We start from the raw sequence: 18,120 nt of genomic DNA, 5'->3' as shown, positions 1-18,120 counted from the left end.
TGGTTCTGTTAAATTACGCGCAAACCCTGCTCACTTCGCCATACAATTAACTTATATATCCCTCTCCGGATTGCATAAATCGCGCCTGCGGCGGTAATTTACGCTCACGCGTAATCGTGATAACGGAAGAGAAATGAATACCAGAGCCCGCAAAGTGATGATCATCGGTACTGGCAATGTTGGCGCATCGGCGGCTTACGCCCTGCTGAATCAGAACATCGCCGAAGAGTTGATCCTTGTTGATTTGAACCGCGATCGCGTTGAAGGCCATGTGCAGGATCTGGCGGATGCCGCCGCGTATATGCCGGGCATGATGCATATCACCCGGCGCGACGCCGCCGACTGTGCCGATGTGGACATTGCGGTCATCACTGTCTCCGGCGGCCCGCTTAAACCGGGGCAGACCCGCCTGGACGAGCTACAAAACACCGCGCGTATCGTTAAAAACATTGTGCCGCAGATGATGGAAAACGGCTTTAATGGCATCTTTTTGATTGCCACCAACCCCTGCGACATCATCACCTGGCAGGTGTGGAAACTCTCTGGCCTGCCGCGTAGCCAGGTCATTGGTACCGGCGTGTGGCTGGATACCACCCGGTTGCGGCGCGCCCTGGCGCAGACGCTGGATATCGGCGCGCAGAGTATCGATGCTTTTATCCTTGGCGAGCATGGCGACACCCAGTTTCCGGTGTGGTCGCACTCGTCGGTCTACGGTTCGCCGATTGCCGATGTCTGGAAGCGCCGTACCGGGCAGACGATCGATTTTGACGGACTGGCGGAGAGCGTGCGCAAGCACGGTTTTGAAATTTACGCTCGTAAAGGCTGCACCGAGTACGGTATTGCCGGAACCATCGCGGAAATCTGCCGCAATATCTTTACCGGAAGCCACCGCGCGCTGGCGATCTCCTGCGTACTTGACGGTGAGTATGGCGTAAGCGACGTTGCCATCGGTGTCCCGGCGGTCCTGACCCAGAGCGGCGTACAGCAGATTATTGAGTTGCAGCTTGAAGAAGACGAAGTGGCGAAATTCAACCACTCCGTATCGGTAATAAAAGCCAATATCGCGCGCCTGCCCTGAGGGCGTGGCCCGGTTATTCCGCGATGGTTAACCGGGCAGGTAATACGGCAAGTTTCTGGCGGATATCGTCACCCAGGTGACTGTCGGTGACAATGTCCGTCAGTGAATCAAGACGGGCGACGTTAAACAGCGACCACGCCCCGTATTTACTGCTGTCGGCCAGCAACACCCGGCGCTGCGCATTATCAATCAATGCCCGTTTCAGCGCCGCCTTCTCTTCGGTTGGCGAGGTGATGCCTTTTTCCAAATCCCAGCCGTTGCAGCTTACGAATGCCAGATCCGGCCAAATCCCCTGCAACAGTTTACGGCCATGATCGCCGATGCAGGACTGGCTGGTGTCATCAATACGCCCACCAATAATTGTCACTTCGATCTGCTTAAACTCGGAGAGGAACAGCGCAATGTGCAAATCGCTGGTGATCACCCGCAGCGGCAGATGCGTCAACTGACGGGCAAGTTCAATCATGGTGGTACCGGCATCAAGGACAATCGCATCACCGGCTTTCACCAGCGACGCGGCCGCACAGGCGATGGCATGTTTTTCCGACAGGTTACGCTGCATTTTCTCATGCGTCGTCGGCTGCGAGGGGATAAACCGGTTAAGGGTAACGCCGCCGTGTGAACGGCTTATCACCCCTTCCTGATCGAGTTTGATCAAATCGCGGCGAATGGTGGCAGGAGACGCATTGGTGATGGTCACCAGTTGGTCTACCGTTACCAGATTATGGCCTTTCAGATAATCCATAATCTGTTCTAACCGGTTATATCCCTTCATATTATTCTCGTGTGATTTGCATAGCTAACTGGATGGAAACCGCCATGCTCTCCGGTTTCGCTTTTCCGGTCCAGGCGATATCAAAGGCGGTGCCATGATCCGCAGAGGTACGGATAAACGGCAAACCAGCAGTGATATTAACCCCATCGTAAAAGCCCAGCAATTTTAACGGAATATGTCCCTGATCGTGGTACATCGCCACCACCATGTCGTACATCCCTTCGTTGCACTGCATAAACACCGTATCTGGCGGGCACGGGCCGTAAACATTGATTCCTTCGGCTTTCATGGCCTCAACCGCCGGACCTACGGTGGTGATCTCTTCATCGCCAAACAGGCCATTTTCTCCGGCATGCGGGTTCACCCCGGCCACCGCGATACGCGGATTTGCAAAGCCAACGCGCTTGAGGAACCTGTCCGCCACACGAATCACCGTCTTGATGCGATCCTGATTCAGGGTATCGAGGAATTTACGCAGCGCGATATGCGTAGTGACGTGAATCACTTTGAGTTTGTCGGTATAGAGCACCATCGCGTAGTCATTAATGTTGGTCAGTTTCGCCAACAGTTCAGTATGTCCCGGATAGTGGTGGCCGCCTAAGTGCAATGCTTCTTTGTTCAGCGGTGCGGTGGCTATGGCCTTCACGTCGCCGGCCATCGCCAGTTCGGTCGCACGACGTACGCAGCGGTAGGCCAGATCGCCTGCCTGGGCTTGTACTTTACCGGGTTCCAGCGCCTGCGGATCCGCCAGCGGTTCATCCAGCACGTTAATCACGCCAGGGGCAAAATGGGCGTCGCTGACCTGGTTAATAATGCGCAGTTCCGCATGCGGCGTGATGTTCAGCGCCAGGATACGGTTAAACGTTTGGGCACAGCCCACAACCACAACCGGCGCCCCGGACAGTTCCCCTTCGACCAGCGATTTAATAATAATCTCCGGACCAATCCCCGCAGGATCGCCCATGGTTACGGCAATAATGTTAGTCACTCGACTTCTCCTCAATAAAATGCAAAACCTTGCGCAACGTGGTTTCGTCGCCGAAACCGCCCGCTTTGGTCATCACTGGTCGTTGCCATTCGCAACCTGAAAAATATCCCCAGGGCACGCAACCTGCGGCGCGCCCACGAATCTGAAACCCTTTTGCCCCGAGCGCCCTGGCGACCGCTATCGCCACATCACCGCCCGAGAGATAGAGACCGTCAGGCGTACTGTGTTGCAGCACATCGCGGGTAAGTGCGCCTAAATAATCACAAATACGCTCGCCGCACTCGGCGCGGCTCACTCCCCAGCGCTCGCACAGCGCCGCCACCTGATGGCGCGCCTGTTCATCCGGACAGGTATGGACCAGGCAATGGCGTCCACCGTTAAGCGCGGCGACAATCGCGGCGCGATAATCGGTGGCTGACGACTGAAAGACGTCATTAATATCAACAAAGATGTGTTCGCAGCGTGGATGCTGCGCGGCTATGCTCACCTGTTTTTGAGCGATTTCACTCATTGAGCCGACAACCGCCAGTACTACCGGCTGTTTTTGCGGCGCCAGACGGCGTGACAGGGCATCACACAACCCGGCGGAACCGACCAGCAGCGGCCTTTCACTCGCCTGCATGGCATGGGTGATGATGTCATCCAGATCGGCATCCGTTTGCGCATCCACCACCAGCAGCGCCGGGACTTGCGCACTGCCACTCAAGAGCGCGACGGGCAACTGCGAGGGTGTGATGTTCTGGCTATGTCCGCTAAAGAGCGCCCCCACGTCCGCACGGGTAATCGGCGTTTTCGGATCGCTGGCAAACTCGGTGTCGGTAAGCAGCACGCCATTGACCAGGCATTTCCCCTCGCGGGTAATGCGCCCTGCCGCCGGAAATGCCGGGGCGATAATCACAGCCTTTGCACCCGTAATCCGCTGCATGGCCATCACTTCCGCCCCCGGATTACCGCGCAGCGTGGAATCTATCTTTTTCACCAGCCACGCGGGTGAAGAGAGACGCAGTACGCTTTCGGTCAGCGCGGCAACCTTCTCGTACGCCGCCGTCGCCGTCATCGCCCGGCTGTCGCTGTTATAAATGAGCGCCTGCGCATCGCTTTGATATGTCGCTTCCAGTGCCACTTCTACCCGCATCCCTGCCTGCGCCAGGCTCACGCCCGCATCATTCGCGCCAGTGAAGTCATCGGCCAGAATCACCACTTGCTGGACCGCGCTTTGTTTGTTCATCCCTACTCCGCGTCGTTACGTTCTGGATATGATTATATTCAATCATAATTGATTATATGTGAGCAAGATCAACTTATTTAATTTGCGAATAAATTATAAATTTATGCCATACAGTGACCGTGATTGAAAAAAGATGATTGAGTTCAATCACCACAAAGACAGACAGGAGAACGTTGTGGTAACAATAAACAGCACCCTGATAAGCGGCGCAGGGGCCATTCCCGCTATCGCGCCTTTGCTTACGGGTAAAAAGAAACTCTTACTGGTCAGCGATGGCAACGTCATCAAACTTGCCGCAACGCAGCAAATTCTGACGCTACTCCAGGCAGAAGGCCGACTGGTACAGATTATTGACAACGTACCGCCGGAACCCAGCCAGCATGACGTCGCCCGTATTCTCGCCGATGCGCCAGACGCGGCATTTGATCTGGTCGTCGGTATCGGCGGCGGCAGCGTTCTCGACGTCAGCAAACTGTTATCGGTACTCTATCACCCGCGCTCTCCGGGCCTTGACGCCCTGCTGGCCGGGGAAAAACCGACCGCACGCGTACCGTCTTTATTGATTCCGGCCACCGCCGGGACCGGCTCCGAAGCCACGCCGAATGCGATTCTGGCGATCCCGGAACAGAACACCAAAGTAGGGATCATCTCTCCGGTGCTGCTGCCGGATTATGTCGCCCTGCTGCCGGAACTGACCACCAGCATGCCTGCGCATATCGCCTCTTCTACCGGTATTGATGCCCTGTGCCACCTGATCGAGTGCTTTACCGCCACGATCGCCAACCCGGTAAGCGACAACGTCGCCCTGACCGGTCTGCGTAAGCTTCTGCACAACATCGAAACCGCCGTCAATGAGCCACACAATCTGGCCGCGCGCCTCGAAATGTTGTGGGCCTCTTATTACGGTGGGGCGGCGATCACGCATGCGGGTACCCATCTGGTGCATGCGCTCTCCTACCCGCTGGGTGGCACATACCACCTGCCGCACGGTGTCGCCAACGCCATTCTGCTGGCCCCCTGCATGAAAGTGGTGCGCCCGTATGCCGTCGAAAAATTCGCGCAGGTGTGGGATCTGGTTCCGGGCGCGGATACCACGCTCAGTGATGAGGATAAATCCCACGCGCTGGTGGATTACTTTGCCGCGCTGGTAAAACGCCTCAACCTGCCGGACAACCTGGAAGCGCTGGGGGTGCCGCGCGCGGATATTCCGTCGCTGGCCGATGCCGCCCTGAACGTTAAGCGCTTGATGAATAATGCTCCTTGCACTGTTGATCACGCCGCCGTGCAAGCGATTTACCAGACATTGTTTCACTGATTTTTCATGGAGAGATGTGCAATGAGTAAGAAAATTGAAGGCGTGCTGACGGCGATCGTCACGCCTTTTGATGAAGAAGGCGGATTGAACGTTCAGTCACTAAAAGAACAGGTCAATCGCCAACTGGCTGCCGGAAACGGTATTTTCTGCGGCGGCACAAACGGTGAGTTTTTTGTGCTGAATGAGCAGGAAAAAATCACCGTCACCGCAGCCTGTGTTGAGGAAGTGGCCGGTCGCGCCAATGTGGTGGCTCATATTGGTGAGATCGCTACCCGTGAAACGATTCGTCTGGGTAAACAGATTGAAAAGCTGGGCGTCGACGCGGTATCCGTGATCACCCCCTATTTTGTGCCCTTAAAACAAAACGAATTAATTAACCATTATACCGCTGTCGCTGATGCCCTTAGCGTCCCGGTATTTCTCTATAACATCCCTGCCCGCACCGGGAATACTCTTGAACCGCAAACCGTTCGCGTGTTGGCGGAACATCCAAACATTATTGGCATTAAAGACAGCGCAGGCAGCTATGAAAGCCTGAGCGGATTTCTGAACGCCGTAAAAGATATCGATAATTTCGATGTCCTGAACGGACCGGATTCCCTGATTCACCGGGGATTCGTGGAAGGGTGTTCAGCCTGTATCTCTGGCCTTGCGAACGTCGCCCCGAAGGAAATTAATGCGATCTGGTCGCATTTCAGGGCTGGCGACGTGGAAGGTTCTCGTCAGGCGCAAGAAAATGTCACCGGGCTGCGCACCGATCTCTATAGCGTAGGGTTCTCTCCGGCGGCGGTTAAAAAAGCAGTACAACTGATGGGCTATAACGTCGGCGAAAGTCGTTATGCCGTTTCATTCACTGAAGAACAACAACTGCAAATTCGCCAGATAGTGACGCAGTACGTGCGTTAAGGCGTTTTTCATTCGTCATTAGAATATTGGGCACCTCAGGTGCCCTGGCTTCACTCGCCCCAAAGAGAGGCAAAGATGAACACGTTTACTTCACAAGATACCCTGATCATTGTCGGTATAGTCATTGCCTATATCGTCTTTACCACCTGGCTTACCTTCCGTTTACGCAGTAAAAACTCCGGCGATTTTATGGAAGGCTCGCGCGCGATGCCGGCCTTTCTGGTAGGCATCTTATTGATGTCTGAATACATCGGCGCAAAATCCACTATCGGTACCGCGCAGGCCGCGTTCGAAGGTGGTATTGCCGCCTCCTGGTCCGTTCTGGGCGCGGCTATCGGTTTCCCGTTGTTTGGTCTGCTGCTGGTAAAACGTATTTATAACACCGGCAAAATCACCATCTCCGGCGCGATTGCGGAAAAATACGGCAACAGCACTAAGAACATCATTTCTATCATCATGATCTATGCGTTGTTGCTGGTAAACGTCGGTAACTACGTTAGCGGCGCGGCGGCTATCGCAACCGTGTTGAAAGTGAGTCTGCCGGTGGCAGCCTTTATTACCGCGATTGTCAGTACGTTCTATTTCGCTTACGGCGGAATGAAAGGGGTCGCCTGGGTTACCCTGCTGCACAGCGCACTGAAATATTTTGGTATCCTGGTGATCATGGGCTTCGCGCTGTACAAAACCGGTGGCTTCACCCCTATGATCAGAGAGATGCCGCACTTCTACTGGACCTGGGACGGTAACTTTGGCCCAAGTACGATTTTCGCGTGGTTGATTGGCACCATTGGTTCTATTTTCTGCACTCAGTTTGTGATTCAGGCCATCTGTTCTACCAAAGACGTGAAATCCGCCAGGCGTTCCACCTGGATTGCCTTCTGGTTCTGTCTGCCTATTTCCCTGGCGATTGCGGTGATCGGTGTGGCTGCCAAATACCTGCATCCGGAAATCAGCAGCCTGTACGCGATGCCTATCTTCCTGCAGGATATGAATCCGTGGATTGCCGGACTCGTGACAACGTCACTTGTTGCTTCAATTTTCGTGAGTGTGAGTACCGTGGCGCTGGCTATCGCCTCGCTGGTCGTTAAAGATTTCTACGTGCCTTACCGCAATCCAACGCCGGAGCAGGAATTTAAAGCGACGCGCTGGCTCTCTCTGTTTATTGGCTTCCTGCCGTTGATTTTCGTACTGCTGGTCCCGGAAGTGCTGAAACTGTCGTTCTTTACCCGTGCTATTCGGTTGTCCATCACCGTGGTCGCTGTGATTGCCTTCTATGCGCCCTTCTTTAAAAGCACCCGTGGTGCGAATGCTGGCCTGATTGGCGCCTGTGTCGTCACGTCTGTCTGGTATGTGCTGGGCGACCCGTTTGGCATTAACAATATGTATATCGCGCTGATTACCCCTGCGGTGATTATGGTTCTTGACCGTCTGATCCCGAGTAAAGAACACCCAAAAGCGCCAACACCCGTTCAAAATAGTGGAGTTTGATATGTCCGTTACCGTTAATCGTGATGGTGTGATTCGTCAACAGGAAGACGCACAGGTACTGAGTGCAATGCTGCCCTCGCCCTGCCCGCAAAACCACGCGGCCAACATTCTGCCGCTACCTGATGGCACACTGATGTGTGTCTGGTTTGGTGGCACCCAGGAAGGGGTAGCGGATATTTCCGTGTGGGGCTCACGCCTCGCACCGGGCAGTGAGCGCTGGAGTGACGCGGTGAAGCTGTCTGACGATGCCACCCGCTCTGAGCAGAACCCGGTGCTCTTTCTGGCCCCGGATAACGTACTGTGGCTGATGTGGACCGCGCAGATCTCCGGCAACCAGGACACGGCAATCGTCCGCTATCGCCAGTCGACCGATCTGGGTGTCAGTTGGGGTGAGATCGCCACGCTGCTTGATAAGCCTGGCACCTTTATTCGCCAGCCGATCACCGTGCTGGAAAACGGCAACTGGCTGCTGCCGGTCTTCTATTGCCGGACAAAACCAGGCGAAAAATGGGTGGGGAATGATGATGTCAGCGCGGTGAAAATCTCCGCCGACCAGGGGAAAACCTGGCGTGATGTGGACGTTCCGCAAAGTCTCGGCTGCGTGCATATGAACATCACCGCGCTACACAACGGCACGCTGGTCGCGCTCTTTCGCAGCCGCTGGGCGGATAACATCTATTACAGCCAGTCCACTGATGGCGGTGAAAGCTGGTCCGTACCGGAACCGACAACGCTGCCTAACAACAACTCGTCTATTCAGGTCACGACACTGGCGGACGGTAATCTGGCGCTGGTCTTTAACCACATGAGTGCCGCCGGTGCGCTGGAACGTCGCGCCTCCTTATACGATGAGATTGATGATGGCGACGGACGTAAAGAGCCGGAAGTGACCGAAGGGAGAAGCGCGTTCTGGGGTGCGCCGCGCGCGCCGATGACCGTGGCGATATCGCCTGACGGCGGGAAAAGCTGGCCGTGGCAGCGTCATCTTGATGAAGGCGACGGCTATTGCATGACCAATAACTCTCAGGAAAAACTGAACCGTGAGTTCTCCTACCCGAGCATCAAACAGGGCGCGGACGGCAGTTTGCATATTGCCTATACGTATTTCCGCCAGGCGATTAAATATGTGCGCGTATCACCGGAATGGGTTAAGGAGTCAGTGTGATTTTTGGCAATCTTAACGCCCTGCCGCAGGCAGGGTTACCTGCGGTGTTGCGCGATATTCTCGCGCTTCCCCAGTGTTCGCTCGATGCACTGCAGACGCGCGATGACGGACGTTTTCAGTTACCGGGTGCAGAATGGTTCTGTACCGTTGGCCCGGCCCACACGCAACGGCGTGAAGACCGCCATACGGAATATCACCACCAGTGGGCGGATATCCAGGTACTGCTGACGGGGGAAGAAATTATCTGCGCCGGTACGCAAAATACGCCGCTGGCAACGGATGAGGAACGTAAACCGGATCTGTTTATCACCACAACCGCAGAACTGCCGGTCAGTATGCTGCTGCAAGCGGGTGATTTTGCCGTGTTCTTACCCGGCGAACCGCATCAGGCCCTGTGCGCGGCGGCGGAACCCATGACCGTTCGCAAAGCGGTGTTCAAAGTGCCGCGCTCACTGCTGGGGGGGTAAACATGCCACATGCGATTGTAACGGGGGCAAGTTCCGGGATTGGCGAGGCCATTGTCAGCCGCCTGCTTGAGCAGGGGTGGAATGTCACCGGGCTTAGCCGTTCAAAGGTCACACGCGACAACACACATTTTAACAGCGTCTGTGTCGATCTCAGCGACAGCGCGGCGCTGCGTGATGTGCTCAATACCCTGCCTGTGCCCCATGCGCTCATTCATGCCGCCGGAATGATGGCCGCCGCACCGCTTGGTGAAATAACGCCTGAGGTCAGTCAGCGGTTGTGGCAATTGCATGTGCTGGCGGCGGAAACGCTGGTGAACCACTTCGCTCCACAGATGGCGTCCGGGGGCAGGATCGTGGTCATCGGTAGCCGGACATCGCGCGGCGCGGCGGGACGATCGCAGTATGTTGCCACCAAGGCGGCGCTGGTGGGAATGGTGCGCAGTTGGGCAGCAGAGCTTGCGCCGCGAGGTATCACGGCCAATGTGGTGGCGCCGGGGGCGACGCAAACGCCAATGCTCAGTGCGCCCGGACGCGAAAGCTCGCCACCCAATATGCCGCCCATCGGACGGCTGATTAAACCGGAAGAAGTGGCCGCGCTGGTGGGATTCGTTCTGTCACCGGACGCGGCGGCCATGACCGGTCAGGAGCTGGTGATATGCGGCGGCGCATCGCTTAAGTAACGAAAAAGGGGTGACACTGTCACCCCTTTAACTTTCTCAACGGTGCTTATTTTTAACCACGCAAATAGACTTTGCCAATCAGATAAATGGTGGCCTGGCCGCCAATCAATACCCTTTCACCACGCGCTTCGCAGCGCAGTTCACCGCCACGGGCCGAGAGCTGGCGGGCCTGCAAAACGGTCTTACCGAGCTTATCCGCCCAGTACGGAATCAGCATGCTATGAGTCGAACCGGTTACAGGATCTTCAGGTACTGATTCACCCGGACAGAAAAAGCGACTGACAAAATCATGCTCGTCGCCCGGTGCGGTAATACAGACCATTTTGTTTAAGGGGATCATCGCGGCGATATCCGGGGTAACGGCTTCAACCTGCTGCTGATTGTCCAGCACCACCATGTAATCGCGTGCCACGCGCACCTCTTTGGCCTGGGTGATGCCGAGCGTTTCAAACAACAGCGCAGGCGGCGTTTCCACCTTTTCTGTTTGCCAGGCCGGGAAGTCCAGCGTCAGCCAGTCACCTTTGCGACTTACGGTAAGCGGGCCAACAAAGCGGGTAGCGAAATGAATATGCGTCTCGGGGTAGTCCAGATATTCGAAAATCACATGGGCTACGGCAAGCGTGGCGTGACCACAAAGGTTGATTTCATACTGCGTGGTAAACCAGCGCAGCTCGAAACCGTCGTCGTTACGAACAAAGAAGGCGGTTTCCGACTGATTATGTTGTTGCGCCATTTTCAACAGCACGTCATCAGGTAACCATTCCGTTAGTGGACAAACGGCGGCGGCGTTGCCGCCAAATGTATGGTCGCTGAACGCGTCCACCATGTAGAAGTCGATTGTATGCATAGCCTTTCCTCTTGTTTTCCTTTTTGTTTTAGTTCGTTTTTCCCTTGTATTGCTTTTTGTTTCAACTGGCATCGTTGTGCCCTACCGAAAAATGAGACATTGATCACAAAAAGTTTGTATTTTGAGCAGAATTAGATCTAAGATCTGCACATCTTCTTCTCCTGCTACCGATCCCAAAATATATGACAACACAAATGGTTTCACGTAAAGTCGCGTGGCTCCGGGTGGTGACGCTTGCCGTTGCTGCGTTCATTTTTAATACCACTGAGTTCGTGCCCGTGGGGCTGCTGTCGGACATCGCGCAAAGCTTTGACATGGAAACACCGCAGGTCGGTATTATGCTGACGATCTACGCCTGGGTTGTGGCGCTGATGTCGCTGCCGTTTATGCTGCTGACCAGCCAGGTGGAGCGCCGTAAGCTGCTGATTGGCCTGTTCGTGCTGTTTATTGGGAGCCATGTTCTCTCCTTCCTGGCGTGGAATTTCCATGTGCTGGTGATAAGCCGCATCGGTATCGCTTTCGCCCATGCCATTTTCTGGTCTATTACCGCCTCCCTGGCCATTCGCCTCGCCCCGGCAGGCAAACGCGCGCAAGCGCTGAGTCTTATTGCTACCGGTACGGCGCTGGCTATGGTGCTGGGTATTCCGATTGGTCGCGTCGTCGGGCAATATTTCGGCTGGCGTACCACCTTCTTCGCCATCGGTTTTGGTGCGCTGGTCACCCTGCTGTGTCTGATCAAACTGTTGCCGAAACTGCCCAGCGAGCACTCCGGTTCGCTGCGTAGCCTGCCGGAACTATTCCGTCGCCCGGCGCTGTTATCGATTTATTTGCTGACGGTCGTGGTGGTTACCGCCCATTACACCGCCTACAGCTATATTGAGCCGTTCGTGCAGAATGTGGCGGGATTTAGCGGTAATTTCGCCACCTTACTGCTGCTGATCCTCGGCGGTGCGGGGATCTTTGGCAGCGTGCTGTTTGGCAAGCTGGGCAATAAACATGCCTCCGGTCTTATTAGCGGCGCAATTGGCCTGCTGCTCATTTCGCTGCTGCTGCTGCGCCCTGCGGCAGGCAGTGAGATCAACCTTGCCGTGTTGAGCGTCTTCTGGGGTATCGCGATTATGATTATCGGCCTCGGTATGCAGGTGAAAGTCCTGGCGCTGGCACCGGACGCGACCGATGTCGCCATGTCACTGTTTTCGGGCATTTTCAATATCGGGATTGGCGCGGGCGCGCTGGTCGGTAACCAAGTCAGCCTGCAATGGTCGATGTCAGCCATTGGCTATGCGGGCGCCATTCCGGCGCTGGCCGCGCTGGTCTGGTCGGTCGTGATTTTCCGTCGCTGGCCGGTATCGCTTGAAGAAAGGCAGCAACCGCACCATATGTAATGCCTCACCGTCAGCGGGTCGCAGTTGCGCTACCGCTGACGGTATTTATCTCCCCGCGTCTGGCACTGGCGGCCATCAGCGTAACGGCTGTCACATCAGGCAGCGGCGTGGTAGGTCGTAATGATTTCCAGCACGCCATTAATGATAAATTGCACACCCATACAGACCAGCAAAAAGCCCATCAGACGAGAAATAGCCTCAATTCCACCCTTACCTACCAGCCGCATTATCGCCCCGGAGCTGCGCAGACAACCCCACAGGATCACCGCCACGGTGGCGAAAATCAGCGGTGGCGCAATCCACAACACCCATTCAGGGAAGGCGCTGCTTTCGCGCACTGTCGACGCGGAACTGATGATCATCGCAATCGTCCCCGGGCCGGCAGTACTCGGCATCGCTAACGGCACGAAAGCGATATTGGCCGTCGGTTCGTCTTCCAGCTCTTCCGATTTGGTTTTGATCTCCGGCGCTTCATGCATTTTCTGCGGCGGGAAAAGCATACGAAAGCCGATAAAGGCCACAATAAGCCCACCGGCGATACGCAACCCCGGAATTGAAATCCCGAAGGTGTTCATCACCACTTGCCCGGCATAATACGCCACCATCATGATGGCAAAGACATAGACAGAGGCCATCAGCGACTGGTGATTGCGCTGGGCGCTGTTCATATTGCCCGCGAGCCCTAAAAAGAGCGCAACGGTGGTGAGCGGGTTTGCCAACGGCAGTATCACCACCAGTCCAAGGCCAATTACTTTCAATAAATCCATCATCTAATAAGGCTCTCCAGGGCCAACAAACGTACCGCAGAGTATATCTTCATCGCGACCTGCCCGGCAGTGGCTTTGCTTATCTCTTTATTAATTAAGAAAAAACAAAGAGATAGCTGACGAAAAATACAGACATAACGCGGCTTTAGCAAATCGTGGCATAAGCTAATTCATTCAGTTGACTTATACTTGCCTGAGCAATAATATCTGCCGTGACTAATATACTTGCCGGGGCAACCACTGTGAAAAGCACAAGTGATCTGTTTAACGAAATCATTCCACTTGGTCGCTTGATCCATATGGTTAACCAAAAGAAAGATCGCTTACTTAACGACTATCTCGCGCCGCTGGATGTCACCGCCACGCAGTTTAAGGTGCTCTGTTCTATCCGCTGCCAGGGATGTATCACCCCGGTTGAATTAAAAAAGATCCTCTCTGTCGACCTTGGTGCGCTTACGCGCATGCTTGACCGACTGGTCTGCAAAGGCTGGATCGAAAGAAATCCTAATCCGCATGACAAACGCGGCGTGCTGGTGCAATTAACCACCGACGGCGCCGCGTTGTGTGAGCAATGTCATCAATTAGTAGGGCAAAACCTGCATCAGGAATTAACAAAAAACTTAACGGCAGAAGAAGTGGCAACTCTGGAGCATTTGCTCAAGAAGATCTTGCCGTAACGAAAAAGAGGTATGACGATGTCCAGACGCAATACTGACGCCATCACTATTCATAGCATTTTGGACTGGATTGAAGATAACCTGGAATCGCCGCTCTCACTGGAAAAAGTGTCAGAGCGTTCGGGTTACTCCAAATGGCACCTGCAACGGATGTTTAAAAAAGAGACGGGGCACTCCCTGGGACAGTACATTCGCAGCCGTAAGCTGACTGAAATCGCACAGAAGCTGAAAGGCAGTAATGAACCGATCCTGTATCTCGCGGAGCGCTATGGGTTTGAATCGCAACAAACCCTGACGCGCACGTTCAAAAACTACTTTGACGTGCCGCCACACAAGTATCGTGTGACCGAAATACCCGGAGAGTCTCGCTATCTATTTCCGTTAAACCACTGTAATTGCTAATCGCCTGTTTTAAAGACGTATCGAGGAAATCATGAAACGTATTGCCTGTGCCGCCCTCACCGTGATGGTGTTACTGACCGGCCAGAGTTATGCGGAACAATTCGCACACCCTGCGAAACAGAACCCACGTGACACAATGGTAATGCCCACTTCCCATGAACAGTCGCCTTTCGACTTTAACCACATGGGAGCCGGGAGTGATAAATCCGACGAATTGGGCGTGCCTTATTACAACGAGCGCACCTAATCGTTTTGCCCCGCCTTCGGCGGGGCTTTTTTTATCTCTTACGCCTGAACTGCCCGACGTAAGCGAAAACCAAACACATTGATGTACAGCCCCGCCATAATCAGCACCGCCCCGCCCAGTTGCAACAGGGACAACGACTCACCCAGCAGTAGCGCGGCACTGGCCATCCCGACCACCGGCACCAGCAGCGACAGCGGCGCAACGCGCCAGGTTTCATAACGTCCAAGCAGCGAACCCCAGATGCCATAACCGACAATCGTCGCCACAAACGCCAGATAAACCAGCGACAAAATAGTCGTCAGGTCAATACTGACCAGGCTTTGTCGCATCAACGCCGGGCCTTCAAAGACCAGCGATGCCACCATAAAGGGAATAATCGGAATCAAGGCACTCCAGACCACCAGCGACATGACCGGCGGGCGTGAGCTGTGGCTCATGATTTTTTTATTGAAGATATTGCCGCAGGCCCAACTGAACGCCGCCGCGAGGGTAAGGGCAAAACCGATCATCGGGATGTGTTGCCCGCTCAGGCTGGCCTCAATCAGCACCAGCACACCGAAGACCGCCAGCGCAATGCCCGCCAGTTGTTTCCCCTGCAGACGTTCGCCGAACACGCCCGCGCCAAGAATGATGGTGAAAAACGCCTGCGCCTGCAGAACCAGTGACGCAAGCCCCGCAGGCATGCCGAATTTGATGGCGCAAAATAAGAACGCAAACTGCCCGAAACTGATGGTCAGACCGTAGCCCAACAGTAAGCGCAGAGGCACTTTAGGGCGCGCAATAAACAGCAGTGCCGGAAATGCCACCAGAACGAAGCGTAAACCCGCCAGCATAAGTGGAGGCATGTTGTGCAGCCCGACTTTGATCACTACAAAATTCAGGCCCCATACCACCACAACCAACAGCGCCAGCAGTCCATCTTTACGCGTCATTCTTCGCCTCTGATTTTTAAACTTTTGTAAAAATTTACGTTAACGCAAAAAACAGTCCAGAGACAGATCATTATTTTTGGCAGGTCAGTTTTGGCATCCACGGATAAATCAACCGATGTACATCACGCTTTATGCATGTTATTGCTGTTAGACATCACAAAAAACTATAACAACAGGCATTGTCGGGCAGGAAAATGATCTCAACACAAAAGCGCTCTACCGCCGCGCTACTGGCGTCGTCGTTGCTGTTAACCATAGGCCGCGGCGCAACGCTGCCATTCATGACTATCTATCTCAATCGCCAGTACGCCATGTCTGTTGACCAGGTGGGTTATGCGATGACGACGGCGTTAACCATTGGCGTGGTCTTTAGTCTTGGCTTCGGTATCCTGGCGGATAAATTCGATAAAAAGCGCTATATGTTGCTGGCCATCGCCGTCTTCCTGCTTGGTTTTAGCGCGATTCCACTGGTCAGCCATGCCGGTCTGGTGGTGTTATTTTTCTCGCTCATTAACTGCGCCTATTCGGTATTTTCGACCGTTCTGAAAGCCTATTTTTCCGATACGCTGGGCGCGGCGGCGAAAGCGCGGATTTTTTCGATCAACTATACGTTTATTAATATCGGCTGGACCGTCGGGCCGCCGATCGGCACGATGCTGGTCATGTACAGCATCAATCTGCCCTTCTGGCTCGCGGCCTTCTGTTCCGCGATACCGTTGGTGTTTATTCAGCTATTTGTTCGCCGCGTGCACGTGGCGCAGAGCAGCGAAAACAGCGTGGCCTGGTCGCCATCGGTGTTATTGCGTGACCGCGCGCTACGCTGGTTTACCTTATCCGGACTGCTGGCCTCTTTTGTCGCCGGATCGTTTGCGTCTTGTATTGCGCAGTATGTCATGTCGATCGCCGACGGCGACTTTGCCGAGAAGGTCGTTGCCGTGGTACTGCCAGTGAATGCCGCAGTGGTGGTGACGTTGCAATATGGGCTGGGCAGTAAGCTGACGGCAAACAACCTGCGCCCGTTAATGGCCTTCGGCACCGTCTGTTTTGTGCTGGGGCTGGGTGGGTTTATGTTCTCAGGGGACAATCTCTGGTTCTGGGGCGTGTCGGCCGCCATCTTTACCCTTGGCGAAGTGATTTATGCCCCCGGCGAGTACATGCTGATCGATAACATTGCCCCGCCGGGGATGAAAGCGAGCTACTTCTCAGCCCAGGCGCTGGGATGGCTGGGCGCGGCAATGAACCCGCTGTTAACCGGGATTATCCTGACCACCCTGCCGGCATGGACGCTCTTTGTCATTATGATGGTCACCATCGTGCTGGCCTGGCTGATGATGCTGCGGGGGATGCAGGCAAAACCACTGGGTGCGTTGCAGACAAGCTAACGCCTGCCTGTGCTTTAACGGTTCGGGCGGATCTGCGGCGAGTTGTCGAGCAAACGAATGGCAGGAACAAAGCAGGCCGCCACCGTCGCCAGCACCACCGCCAGCGCGCAGGCCAGCAGGACAGGCGTGCTGCCATAGTGCTGTGCCAGCGGACCGGCGGCAATTTCACCAACCGGGATCGCAACAAACGAGCCCAGGGCATCATAGGCATATACCCGCGCCAGTTTTTCAGGCGGGATATGGGTTTGCAGTGACTGCGCCCAGACCACGCCAAACAGACCAAAGCTCACGCCGGCCAGGAAAAAACCGGCCATCAATGCGGTCGTCGTGGGATAGATTCCCAAAGCCAGCAACGGCAACGCGCAAAAGTTAACCAGTATCACACCAATAAACAGATCGCGTCGGGGACGCCAGCGCAGCGCAATCAGCGAACCCGCAATCAGGCCAATGCTCTGTGCCGCCACGCCGAGCCCCCAGCCGGTACGGCCAAAGGTTTCATCCGCCACGATGGGGCCGAGTACCATCGCCATACCACTAAAGGCCGCATTGACAATAGTAAACTGCACCACAATCGCCCAGACCCAGGTACGGGCGATAAACTCTTTCCAGCCATCGCGCAAATCCTGCAGGATATTTGATTGCGTTTCATGTGATGCGATTGCCCCAACACGAATCAGTAAGTAGAGCGGAGCCGAGGCCGCAAAGCCAAACGCATCAATCGCCAGCCCCCATCCCGGACCGATAGTGCTGGTGAGCATACCGCCAAGCGACGCACCAATCACCGTACCGCCATACACACCAAGCTGGATAAGGGCATTCGCTTCCCGCAGGGTACGCAGGGGCACCGTCTGCGGCACCATCGCCGATGAGGCAGGCAACGCGATGCCCGCCGCCGCGCCGTTAAGCGCGCCGAGCACAGCCAGCAGCATAATGGTTGCGCTGCCGTCGAGCACCAGCCAGGCCACCATCCCCTGGGCCACTGCCGCCACCAGCGAAGAGGAGACCAGCACCAGGCTTCGTGAATAGCGGTCCGCCAGCACACCGCCGAGCAGCAAGAAGATAACGTTGAAGAGTGAACGTGCCGCCACAACCAGCCCTAAGTCCGTCGCGGAGCCGCCGATATCCAGCACCGCAAACGCCAGCGCAATCGGGGCAATGCCGTTTCCCAGCACGGTCAGCAGGCGGCCAAAAAACAGGTAGCGAAAAGAAGAAGAGTGAAAGGCCCGTTGGCCGCGCGACGCCATCACTTCAGTATCCACAAATCTGCTCCGATTTATCCCTTTTTGCCGCCATTAATGGCTCCATTATGTCTGGTTCTGGCCTGGCCGAATAAATAAAGAAAGGACATGCAGGGTGCCCCGCATGCCCAAAGTATTCTGTTTGTCGTTATG

At 55.1% G+C, this 18,120-nt stretch carries 19 protein-coding genes; 12 read left to right on the top strand and 7 right to left on the bottom strand.

The window, feature by feature from the left end; translation table 11 throughout:
- Nucleotides 1–133: 133 nt before the first annotated feature.
- Nucleotides 134–1,078, top strand: coding sequence for an L-lactate dehydrogenase (locus ABU190_RS04010; RefSeq protein WP_193793453.1), 945 nt, complete (start codon nt 134–136; stop codon nt 1,076–1,078).
- A gap of 13 nt (nt 1,079–1,091) precedes the next feature.
- On the opposite strand, the gene ABU190_RS04005 is transcribed toward ABU190_RS04010, so the two are convergent.
- Genes ABU190_RS04005 through ABU190_RS03995 form a run of 3 tightly spaced genes read right to left on the bottom strand, consistent with a single transcriptional unit; the run spans nt 1,092 to nt 4,069 of the window.
- Nucleotides 1,092–1,853 (bottom strand): DeoR/GlpR family DNA-binding transcription regulator, encoded by a 762-nt coding sequence (locus ABU190_RS04005; protein ID WP_039078932.1) that lies wholly within the window; start codon nt 1,851–1,853, stop codon nt 1,092–1,094.
- A 1-nt stretch (nt 1,854) separates the two neighbouring features.
- The gene (locus tag ABU190_RS04000; RefSeq protein WP_079498240.1) at nt 1,855–2,841 is read right to left on the bottom strand and encodes a D-threonate 4-phosphate dehydrogenase; all 987 of its coding nucleotides are present in this window, start codon (nt 2,839–2,841) and stop codon (nt 1,855–1,857) included.
- Nucleotides 2,834–4,069, bottom strand: a complete 1,236-nt coding sequence (locus ABU190_RS03995) for a four-carbon acid sugar kinase family protein (RefSeq protein ID WP_110295264.1) — start codon at nt 4,067–4,069, stop codon at nt 2,834–2,836. The genes ABU190_RS04000 and ABU190_RS03995 overlap by 8 nt, the downstream gene beginning before the upstream one ends.
- Nucleotides 4,070–4,244: 175 nt before the next feature.
- Between ABU190_RS03995 and ABU190_RS03990 the strand changes: the two genes are divergently transcribed.
- From ABU190_RS03990 to ABU190_RS03965, 6 genes are all read left to right on the top strand, one after another.
- On the top strand, nt 4,245–5,384 hold the full coding sequence (locus ABU190_RS03990) for an iron-containing alcohol dehydrogenase (protein WP_354690456.1): 1,140 nt from the start codon (nt 4,245–4,247) through the stop codon (nt 5,382–5,384).
- A 21-nt stretch (nt 5,385–5,405) separates the two neighbouring features.
- Complete coding sequence (locus tag ABU190_RS03985) at nt 5,406–6,290, top strand: dihydrodipicolinate synthase family protein (RefSeq protein ID WP_296415585.1); 885 nt, start codon at nt 5,406–5,408, stop codon at nt 6,288–6,290.
- A 75-nt stretch (nt 6,291–6,365) separates the two neighbouring features.
- Complete coding sequence (locus ABU190_RS03980) at nt 6,366–7,778, top strand: sodium:solute symporter family protein (protein WP_271850540.1); 1,413 nt, start codon at nt 6,366–6,368, stop codon at nt 7,776–7,778.
- Between the two features lies 1 nt (nt 7,779).
- On the top strand, nt 7,780–8,943 hold the full coding sequence (locus tag ABU190_RS03975) for an exo-alpha-sialidase (RefSeq protein WP_079498235.1): 1,164 nt from the start codon (nt 7,780–7,782) through the stop codon (nt 8,941–8,943).
- Entirely contained in the window at nt 8,940–9,410 is a 471-nt protein-coding gene (locus ABU190_RS03970; RefSeq protein ID WP_354690455.1) for a YhcH/YjgK/YiaL family protein, read from the top strand. The genes ABU190_RS03975 and ABU190_RS03970 overlap by 4 nt, the downstream gene beginning before the upstream one ends.
- 2 nt (nt 9,411–9,412) lie before the next feature.
- The gene (locus tag ABU190_RS03965) at nt 9,413–10,090 is read left to right on the top strand and encodes an SDR family oxidoreductase (protein WP_039078925.1); all 678 of its coding nucleotides are present in this window, start codon (nt 9,413–9,415) and stop codon (nt 10,088–10,090) included.
- A gap of 52 nt (nt 10,091–10,142) precedes the next feature.
- On the opposite strand, the gene ABU190_RS03960 is transcribed toward ABU190_RS03965, so the two are convergent.
- Nucleotides 10,143–10,937 (bottom strand): PhzF family phenazine biosynthesis protein, encoded by a 795-nt coding sequence (locus tag ABU190_RS03960; protein WP_354690454.1) that lies wholly within the window; start codon nt 10,935–10,937, stop codon nt 10,143–10,145.
- 182 nt (nt 10,938–11,119) lie between these two features.
- Here ABU190_RS03960 and ABU190_RS03955 point away from each other — a divergent pair, with 182 nt between their 5' ends.
- Entirely contained in the window at nt 11,120–12,322 is a 1,203-nt protein-coding gene (locus ABU190_RS03955; RefSeq protein ID WP_354690453.1) for a sugar transporter, read from the top strand.
- A 95-nt stretch (nt 12,323–12,417) separates the two neighbouring features.
- On the opposite strand, the gene ABU190_RS03950 is transcribed toward ABU190_RS03955, so the two are convergent.
- On the bottom strand, nt 12,418–13,092 hold the full coding sequence (locus tag ABU190_RS03950; protein ID WP_039078922.1) for a MarC family NAAT transporter: 675 nt from the start codon (nt 13,090–13,092) through the stop codon (nt 12,418–12,420).
- Between the two features lie 239 nt (nt 13,093–13,331).
- Here ABU190_RS03950 and marR point away from each other — a divergent pair, with 239 nt between their 5' ends.
- From marR to marB, 3 genes are read left to right on the top strand one after another with little or no spacing between them, the layout of a single operon-like run.
- Nucleotides 13,332–13,766, top strand: a complete 435-nt coding sequence (marR, locus tag ABU190_RS03945; RefSeq protein ID WP_039078921.1) for a multiple antibiotic resistance transcriptional regulator MarR — start codon at nt 13,332–13,334, stop codon at nt 13,764–13,766.
- An 18-nt stretch (nt 13,767–13,784) separates the two neighbouring features.
- Nucleotides 13,785–14,168: an MDR efflux pump AcrAB transcriptional activator MarA gene (marA, locus tag ABU190_RS03940; RefSeq protein WP_139153698.1), complete on the top strand. Its 384-nt coding sequence runs from the start codon at nt 13,785–13,787 to the stop codon at nt 14,166–14,168.
- A 31-nt stretch (nt 14,169–14,199) separates the two neighbouring features.
- Complete coding sequence (gene marB, locus ABU190_RS03935) at nt 14,200–14,415, top strand: multiple antibiotic resistance protein MarB (RefSeq protein WP_039078919.1); 216 nt, start codon at nt 14,200–14,202, stop codon at nt 14,413–14,415.
- A 38-nt stretch (nt 14,416–14,453) separates the two neighbouring features.
- Here the strand turns inward: marB and eamA are convergent, their stop codons facing one another.
- Entirely contained in the window at nt 14,454–15,347 is an 894-nt protein-coding gene (eamA, locus tag ABU190_RS03930; RefSeq protein ID WP_039078918.1) for an O-acetylserine/cysteine exporter, read from the bottom strand.
- A 194-nt stretch (nt 15,348–15,541) separates the two neighbouring features.
- On the opposite strand from eamA, the gene ydeE reads away from it, so the two are divergent.
- Nucleotides 15,542–16,729: an efflux MFS transporter YdeE gene (ydeE, locus tag ABU190_RS03925; protein WP_354690452.1), complete on the top strand. Its 1,188-nt coding sequence runs from the start codon at nt 15,542–15,544 to the stop codon at nt 16,727–16,729.
- A gap of 14 nt (nt 16,730–16,743) precedes the next feature.
- Here ydeE and ABU190_RS03920 read toward each other — a convergent pair whose 3' ends face one another.
- Nucleotides 16,744–17,973: an MFS transporter gene (locus ABU190_RS03920; protein WP_354690803.1), complete on the bottom strand. Its 1,230-nt coding sequence runs from the start codon at nt 17,971–17,973 to the stop codon at nt 16,744–16,746.
- Nucleotides 17,974–18,120 lie beyond the last annotated feature (147 nt).

Origin of the sequence: Phytobacter sp. RSE-02, from assembly GCF_040578655.1 — a bacterium.
In the GTDB taxonomy this organism is placed as follows: Bacteria; Pseudomonadota; Gammaproteobacteria; order Enterobacterales; family Enterobacteriaceae; genus Phytobacter; species Phytobacter diazotrophicus.
This window is presented reverse-complemented; position numbering and strand designations above follow the sequence as displayed.